The organism is Mesorhizobium sp. M0140 (assembly GCF_040322475.1).
GTDB lineage: Bacteria > Pseudomonadota > Alphaproteobacteria > Rhizobiales > Rhizobiaceae > Mesorhizobium.
This window is the reverse complement of sequence record NZ_JAMYTM010000040.1, coordinates 1-13,041: the sequence shown is the minus strand read 5'-3', so window position 1 is coordinate 13,041 and position 13,041 is coordinate 1. Positions and strand designations below refer to the sequence as shown.

Below are 13,041 nucleotides of genomic sequence, written 5' to 3'. Positions count from 1 at the left end.
CCGATATATCCGCTGTGCCCAGCAATGATCCGGATAGTTGTTGATGAGCGAGTGCCTAGTTGCCGTAACGCGAGGCGATATCGCGAGATAGCGTCTCGCCTTCCTTCATGTAGCGGCTGATGGCTTCGGTCGCCGAGGGCGTGCACCTCGTATAGGTGCCGCCGAAAGAGCGGTAGCCGCGATTGAAGCTGGCGATGAAGCGGGCGCGCCGCTCGGCGTCCGGATTTTCCGAATCGAGCAGTTTTGTCATCTCGACACGCCACTGCTCGCCCTTCTCGCCGCACAGATTGCGCAGGAAATGCAGCGAGCCCAGAACCTCCGCCAGCCGCATCAACCCAGGCTCGAACGGCGACTCGGCGCTGAGCGCGGGCCGTATCGAAACGGTCGTGCTGACGGAAAGACACACGGCGAGGAGCATGGATGGACGGTTCATAAGCCTTCTCTACCCAACGGCGTGGCTCTGCCAAACAGGATAAGTCTTTGTGGCGAAACAATTTGTCGCCTGCAAGGCGGTTTTCAGGGCAGCAGTCCGGCGTTTCTGCCAGGGGCCAACAAGTCTTCTGCGACCGCGAATACCGAGCCTGCTAGCGGCAGCGCCGCCATCTCGATGAGCGTATAGAAGGCCGCCGTCTCTGCATCGTCGCTGGCCACCGCCTCGCCGCCGGCATAGACGGCTCCGAAGACTGTGAGGAGATAGTCAACCGGGTGGCTGTCGTCCCTGCCGTCGATGTGGATTTCCCGAAGCCGGCGATAATCGGTGGCCCGCAAGCCGGTCTCTTCCAACAGTTCGCGAGCGATGGCTTGCTCCAGCGTTTCGTCGGGCTCGACCTTGCCGCCTGGAAAGGCATAGAGCCCCTGCGAGGGTTGCCGCGCCCGCTTGACCAGAAGCACGGTGTCTGCGCGCACGACGGCGACCGAAACTGCCGGAAGTGTCTTGCGCGCTTTGTTCATGGGTTCCCGATCAGGCGTGAAGCTGGTCTGTTGTGGAACCGCCAGCATGCGGAAGCTTTAGCGGTTGCGCAACGGCGGTTCTATCGCCACTTTCAAGCTGAACCATTCGAAGGGCGCCAATCGACCATGTGCGGACGTTTTGCCTTGACCGCGACGCCGGACCAGACTGCCGCCTTGCTAGGTTTGGCTGAACTGGAGGATTTCCCGGCGCGCTACAACATCGCACCAACCCAACCGATCCTGATGGCGGTCGCCGGCCCCCCGCAGGCGCCGGGCTCCAATCTGCCGGACCGGCAGCCGATGCTGGTGCGCTGGGGGCTGATTCCGACCTGGGTCAAGGATACCAGGGAATTTCCGCTGCTGTTCAACGCGCGCTCTGAAGGCGCAGCTGAGAAGGCCTCGTTCAAAGCCGCCATGCGCCATCGCCGCGCGCTGGTGCCGGCGTCGGGTTTTTACGAGTGGCGGCAAACTGGTGGCAAGAAGGGGCAGCCCTACTGGATCAGGCCTAGGCATGGCGGGTTGCTCGCCTTTGCCGGCTTGATCGAGACCTATGCCGAGCCGGGCGGTTCGGAAATGGACACCGGCGCTATCTTGACCGTCAACGCCAATGCCGACATCGCCCATATTCACGACCGCATGCCGGTGGTGATCGATCCCAGGGATTTCGCCCGCTGGCTGGATTGCCGCACGCTCGAGCCGCGCGATGTCGCCGACCTGTTGCGGCCGGCACAGCCTGATTTCTTCGAGGCAATTCCCGTCTCCGACCTCGTCAACAAGGTCGTCAACACCGGACCGGAGATCCAGGAGCGGGGCGAGATCGGGCCGGAGCCCGAAAAAGTCAAGCGCCAGAAGCCCGGCGCGGACGACAGTCAGCTGACGTTGTTTTAGCTGAGCTGTTCTTCAGGGCCGCATGTCAGCGCCCTCATGCCTGGCACCTTTGGCGCCAGCCACACACTGCTTCAGGCAGCGCGGGGCGATACGATCTTCTGCGCCGGCTTCTTCTTCTTCGCGGTGTGGAGAAGTGCGGCGACGATCGCGGCCGGGCCTATGGCGCGATAGTGGTTGGCCAGCGCCGGTTGCTTGGCGCGATTGGATTCCTGCTTGCTTCGGAGCATGTCTCTCTTCCCAGGTAACATTTTCGTGTCTGCGTTTGATGGCCGATTCTGACCAAATCGTGACGCCTGCTGATCTAGCCGGCGAATGTTTCATGACTGTGCCGACATGTTTAATAAAATGTTTCAGTGGCTCATTACCTGTGATCCAGCGACGTTTTTGCCGAAACTAGCGACTTGACGGCAACACTCGCCAAGGCGATAAAGCCGCCCATGAAAACGTCTTTCGCCATTTGTGGCATTTGCATTATTGGCTAGCCTCGCGCTGGTCCGGACGTTTTCGCCTCATCTTTCCCCAGATTGGACAAACGCCCCGGCCAGCAGGCTGGAGCCTGATTTGCGTCTTGGCGCGGGCTGGCTCCATCCAGATGAAAGATCTGAAACGGGAAGGCACGAATGTCTGACGCATCGCAGGGCCTGCGCCTCTACAACACGCTGACGCGGACGAAAGAGGATTTCGTCCCGATCGATCCGCTGAACGTGCGCATGTATGTCTGCGGTCCGACCGTCTACGACTTTGCCCATATCGGCAATGCCAGACCGGTGATCGTCTTCGACGTGCTGTTCCGCCTGCTGCGCCAAGTCTATGGCGAGGCGCACGTCACCTATGTGCGCAACATCACCGACGTCGACGACAAGATCAACGCGCGCGCTCTGCGCGACTTCGGCGGCGAGATCGCTTCCGGAACACTTTCGCTCAACGAGGCGATCAGGCGGGTCACCGAAAAGACCGCCGACCAGTTCCACAGCGATGTGGCGGTTCTCGGCTGCCTGGAGCCGACGGTCGAGCCGCGCGCCACCGAATTCGTCGAGCCCCGCGCCGACGGCAAAGTCGACATGATCACCTTGATTCAAAGCCTGATCGAACGCGGCCATGCCTATGTTGCCGCGGGCGAAGTCCTGTTCGATACGGCGTCGATGCCGGACTACGGCCAGCTGTCGAAGCGCAATCTCGACGAGCAGCAGGCTGGTGCTCGCGTCGCCGTCGACGCGCACAAGAAAAATCCCGGCGATTTTGTCCTGTGGAAGTTGTCGTCGCCGGAGGAGCCCGGCTGGAATTCGCCATGGGGCAGGGGTCGGCCGGGCTGGCACATCGAATGCTCGGCAATGTCGGCCGCCTATCTTGGCGAGGTGTTCGACATCCATGGCGGCGGCCTCGACCTGATCTTCCCGCACCATGAGAACGAGATCGCCCAGTCGCGCTGCGCCCATGGCACGGACGTGATGGCCAACATCTGGATGCACAACGGCTTCCTGCAGGTCGAAGGCCAGAAAATGTCGAAAAGCGTCGGCAATTTCTATTCGATCAACGAACTGCTGGAGACCGAGACCTTTGGCGGCCGCAAATGGCCGGGCGAGGTGCTGCGGCTGGCGATGCTGATGACGCACTACCGCGAACCAATCGACTTTTCCGTGCGCAAGCTGGAAGAGGCCGAGAACACGCTGCGCAAATGGAAGCGAGTAGCTGATGGAGCGCGTTATGAAACGGGCCCCCCTAGCAGCTTTGTTAAGGCACTTTCGGACGACCTTTCGACACCTCAGGCCTTTTACATATTGGCGGAGCTCGTTTCAGACGCGAGCAAAGGTCTGGGGTCGGAGGGCTCAGAAACGCCCTTTGTTGAAATTGATGGCGATCCAATAGACGTCGAATTTAAGTTGAATGCCGCTGCTGAGGTAAAGGCAGCTTTGTTATTTCTTGGTTTTGACTTTGCGGAAGCAAAAGTTGCCGAACATGCCATTGTTGAGGCAATTGAAACCCGACTTGCCCTCATAGCGTCGAAGAACTGGGCCGAGGCCGACCGCATCCGCGACGAACTGCTGGCGCAAGGTGTACAGTTGAAGGACGGTAAGGATCTGGTCACTGGCGAGCGAGTGACGACGTGGGAGGTCAAGCGGTGAGGTTGGCGCGAAACACTTTTGAAAGGTTGGCGGAGACCCTGGTGACAGCCGATCTCCCCCCTTGCGGGGGAGATGTCCGGCAGGACAGAGGGGGGTGTGAAGGAACGCCATCGTTTCTGTTTGCCTACCCTCGTTTCGACCGTTTCCTGAGAAGGCAGCGGTCTCCAATTGATAAGCGGGCGGGACAGCACCCCCCTCTGCCCTGCCGGGCATCTCCCCCGCAAGGGGGGAGATCAGCCCTCGTCGCCGATTTCGCTAATCACCGGCGAAGGGGTGTTTGATGGGACACGATCTCGTTCCGCAACGACACCGCCGGAATGCAAAATCCATGCGTCGCGTCATGACCGATGCGGAGTTGAAACTTTGGAATGAGTTGCGTGCTCACCAGCTTATGGGGATGAGCTTTCGACGGCAGGTGCCGATCGGACCTTATATCGTTGACTTTGCTTGCTCGGCCTATCGTCTCATCGTCGAGGTAGACGGCAGCCAGCATGCGGATAGCGAAAATCTACAACAAGACGAGACACGCAGCGCATATTTTAAGAGCAGTGGCTGGACCATCCTGCGCTTCTGGAACGACGACGTCATTCGCGATATCGACAATGTCTGCCAGCACATCGTCATCGAGGCCGGCCTGGCCGCTGCCGAAGTGCTGGCGATCGAACCAGCTAGGGAGGCAATTTCATGATAGACCATCTTGGCATCACCGTTGCCGATTTCGATGCTTCGAAGGCTTTCTATGACAAGGCGATGGCGCCGCTTGGTGCAGCGCTCCTCTACATGGTGCCGCTGGAATACACCGGCGGCGCCAAGGTCGGCGGCTATGGCCGTGACCGGCCGGTGTTCTGGCTGAGTTCGGCCAAGGACAAGCCCAGGGATCACCAGCACGTCGCCTTCACCGCGCGCAGCCGCGCCGAGGTCGATGCCTTCCACGCAGCGGCACTTGCTGCCGGTGGCAAGGACAATGGCGGGCCGGGCCTGCGCCGGCATTATCACCCGAACTACTATGGCGCCTTCGTCTTCGATCCCGACGGCAACAATGTCGAAGCCGTCTGCCATGCGCCGGAGTGAGCCGAGATGAGCCTCGACAACCGGCCGATCTACACCGGCGGCTGCCAGTGCGGCGCGGTGCGCTTTCGCGTTGAAGGCGCGCTCGGCGACGCTTCGGTCTGCCATTGCCGCATGTGCCAGAAGGCGTTCGGCTCGTTCTATGCGCCGCTGGTTTCGGTGCGTGGCGCCCGGCTCGACTGGACGCGCGGCGAGCCGAAATACTTCCGCTCCTCCAACCATGTCGATCGCGGTTTTTGCGCCGATTGCGGCACGCCGCTGACCTTCACCGCGCCGGACGGCGTTGGCCTCGCCATCGGCGCGTTCGACAATCCGGCGGAGATCGTGCCGCTGATCCAATGGGGTGTCGAGGCAAAGCTGCCTTATGTCGATACGATCCCGCAATTGCCGGGCGAGGAGACGATGGCCGACGTGTCGTCGGCCTCTTATCTGGCCGATCTCGTCTCCTATCAGCATCCGGACCACGACACCGAACAATGGCCGCCGAAGGAAAGACCATGACCGAGACAGTAAGAACTGGCGGCTGCCAATGCGGCGCCGTGCGTTTCCGCATTCATGGGGCGCTCGGCCGTCCCTCGATCTGCCATTGCCGGATGTGCCAGAAGCAGTTCGGCTCGTTCTTCGGTGCGCTGGTCACGGTGCCCAGGGATGGCGTCAAATGGACCCATGAAGAGCCAAGCTATTTCCAGTCGTCGGTCAACATCGATCGTGGTTTCTGCGCCCGCTGCGGGACGCCGCTGACCTACCGGCAGCCCGGTGGACTTGAGATCGCTATCGGTGCCTTCGACGACCGCTCAGATCTCGCCCCGCAGATCCAGGTCAACTACGCCGCGCGGCTGCCCTGGGTGGAGACGATCTTCGATCAGCCCGTCCACCAGGATCCCGACTACTATAACAGGCAGGAATCCATCATCTCCTTCCAGCACCCCGACCATGAAACAGCGGACTGGCCGACCAAAGGTTTGCAACTATGAGCAGTCAATTGCGTACCCTCTATCCCGAGATCGAGGCCTTCGAGTCCGGCATGCTCGATGTCGGCGACGGCCATCAGGTCTACTGGGAACGTTCCGGCACCAAAGGCGCCAAACCGGCGGTGTTTCTGCATGGCGGGCCGGGCGGCACCATCTCGCCAAAGCACCGGCGGCTGTTCGACCCGAAGCTCTACGATGTCATCCTGTTCGATCAACGCGGCTGCGGAAAATCGACGCCCAATGCCTCGCTCGAAGCCAACACGACCTGGCACCTGGTCGCCGACATCGAACGCCTGCGCGAAATGGCCGGCTTCGACAAATGGCTGGTGTTCGGCGGCTCCTGGGGGTCGACGCTGGCGCTCGCCTATGCCGAAACGCACCCCGAACGCGTCAGTGAGTTGGTGGTACGCGGCATCTACACGCTGACACGTGCGGAACTCGAATGGTACTATCAGTTCGGCGTCTCGGAAATGTTCCCGGACAAATGGGAGCGCTTTCTGGCGCCGGTCCCGGAGGCCGAGCGCGGCGACATGATGGCTGCCTACCGCAAGCGGCTGGTCGGCACGGATCGCAAGGCGCAGATCGAAGCCGCCCGCGCCTGGAGCCTGTGGGAGGGCGAAACGATCACGCTGTTGCCGGAACCGGAGACCAGTGGACCGTTTGGTGAGGACGACTATGCCATTGCCTTCGCCCGCATCGAAAACCACTATTTCGTCCATGCCGGCTGGCTTGAGGAAGGGCAGCTGCTGCGCGACGCGCACAAGCTGAGCGACATTCCCGGCACCATCGTCCATGGCCGCTACGACATGCCGTGCCCGGCGCGCTATGCCTGGGCGCTGCACAAGGCCTGGCCGAAGGCGGATTTCCATCTGATCGAGGGCGCCGGTCATGCTTATTCGGAGCCGGGGATTCTGGATCAACTGATCCGGGCGACGGATCGGTTTGCAGGGAAGATATAGTCGATGCACGGCGATCCTTCACACCCCCCTCTGTCCTACCGGACATCTCCCCCGCAAGGGGGGAGATTGGATGTCGCCTTCGCTTTCGCCAATCGCCGACGATGCAGGACCAGCGCTATCGTCAAAGCTGCCGATCTCCCCCCTTGCGGGGGAGATGGCCGGCAGGCCACAGGGGGGTGCTCAAGCACCTTGCTGTCATGAAAAAGGAAAGACTGTTCCTCTTCGACACCACCTTGCGCGATGGCCAGCAGACGCCGGGCATAGACTTTTCCGTCGAGGACAAGATCGCTATCGCGAAACTGCTCGACGCTTTCGGCCTCGATTATGTCGAAGGTGGCTATCCCGGCGCCAACCCGACCGACACAGCCTTCTTCCAGGAGAAACGTACGTCGCGCGCCAAATTCGTCGCCTTCGGCATGACCAAACGGGCTGGGGTGTCAGCTTCCAACGATCCCGGCCTTGCGTCACTCGTGCAATCCAAGTCGGATGCCATCTGCTTCGTCGCCAAGAGTTGGGACTACCATGTCCGTGTCGCGCTCGGCTGCACCAATGAGGAGAACCTCGACGCCATCAAGGCCTCCGTCGAGGCGGCGATCGCCGCCGGCAAGGAGGCGTTGGTCGATTGCGAGCATTTTTTCGACGGCTTCAAGGCCAATCCCGATTATGCGCTGGCCTGCGCCAGGACCGCCTGTGATGCCGGCGCGCGCTGGGTGGTGCTGTGCGACACCAATGGTGGCACGCAACCCTCGGAAGTCCGCGCCATCGTCGAGAAGGTTATTTCATCAGGTATTTCAGGCGATTATCTCGGCATCCATGCTCATGACGACACCGGCCAGGCAGTGGCGAATTCCCTCGCCGCTGTCGAGGCCGGCGTGCGCCAGATCCAGGGCACGCTCAACGGCATCGGCGAGCGCTGCGGCAACGCCAATTTGATCTCGATCGTACCAACGCTGGCGTTGAAACCGGCCTTCGCCGATCGTTTCGAGACGGGCATTTCGGCTGAGGCGCTGACCGGCATTTCGCGCCTGTCCCGCGCCTTCGACGAACTCCTGAACCGCGCCCCGGAAGCGCAAGCGCCCTATGTCGGGGCCTCTGCTTTCGCCACCAAGGCGGGCATCCATGCCTCCGCGCTGGCCAAGGAGCCGGCGACCTATGAGCATGTGCCCCCGGAAACGGTCGGCAACCGCCGCCGCGTCATGGTTTCGGACCAGGGCGGCAAGGCCAATTTCCTCGCCGAGTTGAAGCGGCGCGGCATCGACGTGCCGAAAGATGATCACCGGCTCGACGCGCTGATATCAGTGGTCAAGGAGCGCGAGGCCGAGGGCTACGCCTATGAGGGCGCCGATGCCAGCTTCGAGCTCCTGGCACGCAAGATGCTGCACGGCCTACCGGAGTTCTTCAACGTCACCTCGTTCCGCTGCATGGTCGAGCGCCGCTTCGACGCCAACGGCCAGCTGAAGACGGTCTCCGAAGCGATCGTCAAGGTGGTGGTCGACGGCGAGGAGAAGATGTCGGTGGCCGAGGGGCATGGCCCGGTCAACGCACTCGACATCGCGCTGCGCAAGGACCTTGGCAAGTTCCAGAGCGAGATCGCCGACATGGAACTGGCCGACTTCAAGGTGCGTATCCTCAATGGCGGCACCGAGGCGATCACCCGCGTTCTGATCGAATCGCATGACGGCACCGGCGCGCGCTGGTGGACGGTCGGCGTTTCCGAAAACATCATCGACGCCTCGTTCCAAGCGCTGATGGATTCCATCGTCTACAAGCTGATGAAGAACCGCGAGATGGCCGGACTGGTGGCCGCCGAATAGGGTTGAACCATCAGCGAAAGTCCATTGATCCATCAGAACTTTGCGATGGTCTTGCCAAGGTGGCTGGGCCATAGCGTTGGCCCATGGCCACTGAAACAATCACCCTGGATGCGGATTCCAAGGCCCGTCGCGGCTTCCTGCTGGCACTGGGGGCCTATCTGCTATGGGGGCTGCTGCCTTTTTACATGAAGGCGGTCGCTCATCTGCCGCTCGCCGAAGTCATTGCCCATCGCATCGTCTGGTCGGTGCCGATCGCCGCCGCCGTCCTGATCTGGGCCGGCCGCACGGCGGATTTCAAGGCGGCACTGCGTTCGCCGCGCACCATCGCCATGGCCGCGCTGACGGCTGCGCTGATTTCGGTCAACTGGGGCATCTATGTCTGGGCGATTGCCGTCGACCGCACTGTCGAGACCGCGCTCGGCTACTACATCAATCCACTGGTCAGCGTCGTTGTCGGCGCGCTGCTGCTTGCCGAGCGCCTCGACCGGCTGCAGATCGCGGCGGTGGTGCTGGCGGCCGTCGCGGTCGCGGTGCTGACCATCGAGGGCGGCAAGCTGCCCTGGGTGTCGCTGGCGTTGGCTTTTTCCTTCGCCGCCTACGGCTTCTTCCGCAAGACGCTGCCGATCGGACCGAGCCAGGGATTTTTGCTCGAAGTGCTTCTGCTGTCGGTGCCGGCACTTGGCTACATCGTTTATCTCATCGCGACCGGGCAGGACCACATCGTATCCAGCAGCGGTGCCGATAGGGCGCTGCTGATCGGCTGCGGTCCAGTCACGTCGATACCGCTGCTGCTGTTCGCCTTCGGCGCCAAGCTGCTGCGCCTGTCAACCATCGGCATCATGCAATATATCGCGCCGACCATGGTGTTCCTGATCGCCGTTCTGATCTTCGACGAGCCTTTCGGCACCACCCAGGCGATTGCGTTCGCGCTGATCTGGGCGGCCTTGGCGGTCTATTCCTGGTCGATGTTGACGACAGCGCGCCGCGCCGCGCCGCAGCCCGCACGGTAAGGAGTTTCGATGTACCTGCTGCATATCGCCAACAAGAACTATTCCTCATGGTCGCTGCGGCCCTGGGTGTTGATGCGCGCGCTGGATATCCCATTCGAGGAGCGGCTGACGCCATTCCCGACCGCATCGAGCTGGGAACTCTACCGGTCGTTTTCGCCCAGCGGCCGGGTGCCGTGCCTGATCGAGGACGGCTGGGCGGTCTGGGATTCGCTGGCCATCGTCGAATATCTGGCCGAACGCCACCATGGCGTGTGGCCCGTCGAAGCCAAGGCGCGCGCCTGGGCACGCTCGGCCGCCGCCGAGATGCATTCGAGCTTCACCGCATTGCGCGGGGCATGCCCGATGAGTTGCGGCGTGCGGGTAAAGCCGTTCCCGATGTCCGATGGGCTGAAGCAGGACCTTTTCCGCCTCGGTGACCTCTGGAATGATGGTCTTGCCCGTTTCGGCGGGCCGTTTCTGGCCGGCGCTCATTTCACCGCCGTCGACGCTTTCTTTGCTCCGGTGGCGTTCCGCGCCCAGTCCTATGGGCTCCCCTTCGAGGGTGCGGCTGCGGCTTATCCGGCGCAATTGCTTGCTCTACCGGCGATGCGCGAATGGTATGCGGCTGGCCTTGCCGAAATCTGGCGCGAGTCCGATCACGAAGCGGAAGTGGCCGCCGCCGGCACAGTCATCGAGGATCTTCGCGCCACGGCGTGATAGCCGCCGGCGGGTGCTACATCTGTCCGAGCCGCCTGACAAAGAGATAGGTCGCTCCCGCGATTACCATCGCTACCGCCGTCACCACCCAGAAGCCCATTGGCGTGTCGACCAGCGGCAGGCCGCCGACATTCATGCCGAACAGGCCGGAGATGATGGTCATCGGCAACAGCACCGCCGTCATCACCGACAGTACGTACAGCAGCCGGTTCGACTGCGTTGTCAGCTTGGCCATCAGCTCGTCTTGCAAAAGCCGGGCGCGGGCCTGCAACTGCTCGCCGTCATAGTGCAGCGTCTGCGCACGATGCGACAGCCGCGCCGCCATGTCGTTGATGGAATCCGGCAGGTCGTTGCGGTGCGAATGGTCGAGATGGCGAAACAGATTGGTCAGCGTCGCCATCTGCCGGTGGATCACCACCAGGTGCCGGCGCGCGTCGACCAGCGCCTGCCGCTCATTGTGCCATGCGTCGCAGACGATGCGATCCTCGATGCCGTCGAGACTGTCGCCAAGTGCCGCAAGTTCGGCCACCATGCCGTCGAACGACTGGCCGACGACCGCCTCGATCAGCGCGGCCGGCGAGCGGAGTTTGCGCGATCCGTTCTCGATCGCCTTGCGGATGTTATCGACAGACTGCAGCGGCTGCTTGCGGGCGCCGACCAGCATGGTGTCGTTGAGGGCGAAGCGGAAATGGCCAAGTCCGCCCGTTTCCGCCGAATAGTCATGGCGCAGATCCGGCAGGTCGCCATAGAGCCAGTCGTCCTCGAGGTCGATGTGGCAGCCATGGCTGGCGGACAGGAAAGCTTCACGCACCGGTGCCGGCAAAGCGTGATCGGTGCCGATCTCATGGCGAGCGCGCATGTCGGAAAGCTGGTAGCTGCGCCATGTCCAGTGCGCGGCGGCGGCGTCCCTGGTTCGCACGCCCTCAGCGATGAAGTGATAGATGAAGAACAATCCGTGCTCGTCGGGCAGGTAGGGCGACAGGTCGGTGCCTTCCGGGGCGAGAGTGATATCCATGGGGGCGGTGCCAGATGCATGTTCCGAAGATGGCACCGCACGGCGGCTGCCTGGCCTTGATTTCTAGCACGAGCGAACCCGGTTCCGTGTGACGGTTTCTTGACAGCCGATCACTGTCTGTCGATCACCTACGTCAATCCGGTGGTGACGGCCTTCGCCACCCCCGGATTGTGCCCCAGTCAGTGCTTCGGGCCGAAGCCGGGGTAGGGCTTGAGGGGCACGATTGCGGCAATGTCCATCATGCCGGCCTTGACCAACGGCAAGGTGGCGAGATGGCCGCGAACCTCTGCATCGTCAGCAGCCTCGAACATCATGCCGCTGCCCGGGATGTCGCCTCGGTTCCACATCTGGCGGACCGCGCCTTCGGCGTAGAGCGTGCGCCGCTGTTCGGCTTCGCCGGGTAGAAGCGGAGCGAAATCGGCATCGGCAAATTTTTCGGTGTTGCGGGTGAGAAGGGCAAAGAACTGCATGGCGGTCTCCTTTGGTTGGAATGGCCGAATTATCGCTCCCGCCGGTCAGACTGTCCAAGACTGGTTAGGCTAAAGTTGAGACCTGGGGGGACTGGAGCCCGGAGAAAAATGTTCGATCTGCGTCAGCTCCGCTATTTCGTCACCGTCGCCGAAACCGGCAATGTCGGGCGCGCCGCCGAAATGCTGCATATTTCTCAGTCGCCACTCAGCCGGCAGATCATCCAGCTCGAGGAGCAACTCGGCGTCGCTTTGTTCGAACGGGCAAAGCAGCGGGTCCACCTCAACGCCGAGGGCCGCGCCTTCCTCGTCGAAGCCCGCGCGCTGCTGTCCAATGCGCGACGTTTGGAGCAGTTCGGCCGCAACCTGGCCAGCGGCGCCGTCGGCCGGCTCGCCATCGGCTATGTCGAAGGCGCCGTTCATGCCGGGCTTGTCGCTGGGATGCTGCGCCAGTTCCGTCGCGACCGGCCGGATTTCCACCTGCAGCTGAGAAGCCTGCGTTCGGCGGCGCAGTTGGAAGGGCTACGGCAGCGGTCGCTGGATCTGGGCTTTGTCTACTCGCCGCCAGCCGATGATGACCCGGATGTCGCCGCGATAGCGCTGCGGCATGAGCCGCTGGTGCTGGCGATCCCCGAAGATGATCCGCTTGCTGAAGTGCCAGAGATTGGGCCCGACCACCTTGACGGTCGCACCTGGATCACCGTCGTGCGCCAGCCGGACGACACCAATCGCGGCCAGTTCCTTGCCGCCTGCGCCAAGGCCGGCTTTCTGCCCGACATCGCCTATGAGACGGCGGACCCGCTGACCTCGCTCGGCCTTGTCAGCGCCGGTCTCGGCCTTGCGACGGTGCAAGCCAGCCTGCGTGTCGCTGCGCCGCCGCGGATCGTATTTCGCGACCTGCCGTGGTTCGACCGCACGGTCTCCATCTATCTCGCCTGGCGGCGTCATGACCGACGGGCGGTGATTGCCGATTTGCGGCAGGCAGCTGAGGAATAGGGGAATAGGGGAATAGGGGAATAGGGGAATTGGGGAATCGGGGAATCGGGGATTAGGGTAATACGGGAATTCGGGAATAGGGG

At 62.3% G+C, this 13,041-nt stretch carries 16 protein-coding genes; 11 read left to right on the top strand and 5 right to left on the bottom strand.

Going from position 1 to position 13,041, the window contains the following annotated elements; genetic code table 11:
* Positions 1–55: 55 nt before the first annotated feature.
* A complete protein-coding gene (locus NKJ37_RS28145) occupies positions 56–433 on the bottom strand; it encodes a TIGR02301 family protein (RefSeq protein ID WP_023812891.1) in 378 nt (125 codons plus the stop codon).
* A gap of 83 nt (positions 434–516) precedes the next feature.
* Positions 517–951, bottom strand: a complete 435-nt coding sequence (locus tag NKJ37_RS28140; RefSeq protein WP_023812892.1) for an NUDIX hydrolase — start codon at positions 949–951, stop codon at positions 517–519.
* Positions 952–1,077: 126 nt separating this feature from the next.
* On the opposite strand from NKJ37_RS28140, the gene NKJ37_RS28135 reads away from it, so the two are divergent.
* Entirely contained in the window at positions 1,078–1,839 is a 762-nt protein-coding gene (locus NKJ37_RS28135) for an SOS response-associated peptidase (RefSeq protein WP_023812893.1), read from the top strand.
* Positions 1,840–1,910: 71 nt separating this feature from the next.
* Here the strand turns inward: NKJ37_RS28135 and NKJ37_RS28130 are convergent, their stop codons facing one another.
* Positions 1,911–2,066, bottom strand: a complete 156-nt coding sequence (locus tag NKJ37_RS28130; protein ID WP_023812894.1) for a hypothetical protein — start codon at positions 2,064–2,066, stop codon at positions 1,911–1,913.
* A 393-nt stretch (positions 2,067–2,459) separates the two neighbouring features.
* Between NKJ37_RS28130 and cysS the strand changes: the two genes are divergently transcribed.
* From cysS to NKJ37_RS28085, 9 genes are all read left to right on the top strand, one after another.
* Positions 2,460–3,962: a cysteine--tRNA ligase gene (cysS, locus tag NKJ37_RS28125; RefSeq protein WP_023812895.1), complete on the top strand. Its 1,503-nt coding sequence runs from the start codon at positions 2,460–2,462 to the stop codon at positions 3,960–3,962.
* A gap of 280 nt (positions 3,963–4,242) precedes the next feature.
* A complete protein-coding gene (locus NKJ37_RS28120; protein ID WP_023812896.1) occupies positions 4,243–4,650 on the top strand; it encodes an endonuclease domain-containing protein in 408 nt (135 codons plus the stop codon).
* Complete coding sequence (locus NKJ37_RS28115; protein ID WP_023812897.1) at positions 4,647–5,033, top strand: VOC family protein; 387 nt, start codon at positions 4,647–4,649, stop codon at positions 5,031–5,033. The genes NKJ37_RS28120 and NKJ37_RS28115 overlap by 4 nt, the downstream gene beginning before the upstream one ends.
* A 6-nt stretch (positions 5,034–5,039) precedes the next feature.
* Positions 5,040–5,531 (top strand): GFA family protein, encoded by a 492-nt coding sequence (locus NKJ37_RS28110; protein ID WP_023812898.1) that lies wholly within the window; start codon positions 5,040–5,042, stop codon positions 5,529–5,531.
* Positions 5,528–6,004 carry a GFA family protein gene (locus NKJ37_RS28105; RefSeq protein ID WP_023812899.1) on the top strand — a complete coding sequence of 159 codons (477 nt, stop codon included), beginning with the start codon at positions 5,528–5,530 and terminating at the stop codon, positions 6,002–6,004. The genes NKJ37_RS28110 and NKJ37_RS28105 overlap by 4 nt, the downstream gene beginning before the upstream one ends.
* Complete coding sequence (gene pip / locus NKJ37_RS28100; RefSeq protein WP_023812900.1) at positions 6,001–6,960, top strand: prolyl aminopeptidase; 960 nt, start codon at positions 6,001–6,003, stop codon at positions 6,958–6,960. The genes NKJ37_RS28105 and pip overlap by 4 nt, the downstream gene beginning before the upstream one ends.
* Before the next feature lie 197 nt (positions 6,961–7,157).
* Complete coding sequence (gene cimA / locus NKJ37_RS28095; protein WP_352609793.1) at positions 7,158–8,774, top strand: citramalate synthase; 1,617 nt, start codon at positions 7,158–7,160, stop codon at positions 8,772–8,774.
* Between the two features lie 83 nt (positions 8,775–8,857).
* Positions 8,858–9,784 carry an EamA family transporter RarD gene (rarD, locus tag NKJ37_RS28090; protein ID WP_023812902.1) on the top strand — a complete coding sequence of 309 codons (927 nt, stop codon included), beginning with the start codon at positions 8,858–8,860 and terminating at the stop codon, positions 9,782–9,784.
* Positions 9,785–9,793: 9 nt separating this feature from the next.
* Positions 9,794–10,480: a glutathione S-transferase family protein gene (locus NKJ37_RS28085; protein WP_023812903.1), complete on the top strand. Its 687-nt coding sequence runs from the start codon at positions 9,794–9,796 to the stop codon at positions 10,478–10,480.
* Between the two features lie 16 nt (positions 10,481–10,496).
* Here NKJ37_RS28085 and NKJ37_RS28080 read toward each other — a convergent pair whose 3' ends face one another.
* Positions 10,497–11,495: a transporter gene (locus tag NKJ37_RS28080; RefSeq protein WP_352775951.1), complete on the bottom strand. Its 999-nt coding sequence runs from the start codon at positions 11,493–11,495 to the stop codon at positions 10,497–10,499.
* Positions 11,496–11,674: 179 nt separating this feature from the next.
* Positions 11,675–11,965 (bottom strand): muconolactone Delta-isomerase family protein, encoded by a 291-nt coding sequence (locus NKJ37_RS28075; RefSeq protein ID WP_352775948.1) that lies wholly within the window; start codon positions 11,963–11,965, stop codon positions 11,675–11,677.
* A gap of 108 nt (positions 11,966–12,073) precedes the next feature.
* Between NKJ37_RS28075 and NKJ37_RS28070 the strand changes: the two genes are divergently transcribed.
* Positions 12,074–12,958, top strand: coding sequence for a LysR substrate-binding domain-containing protein (locus tag NKJ37_RS28070; protein ID WP_023812906.1), 885 nt, complete (start codon positions 12,074–12,076; stop codon positions 12,956–12,958).
* The last annotated feature ends 83 nt before the right edge of the window (positions 12,959–13,041 follow it).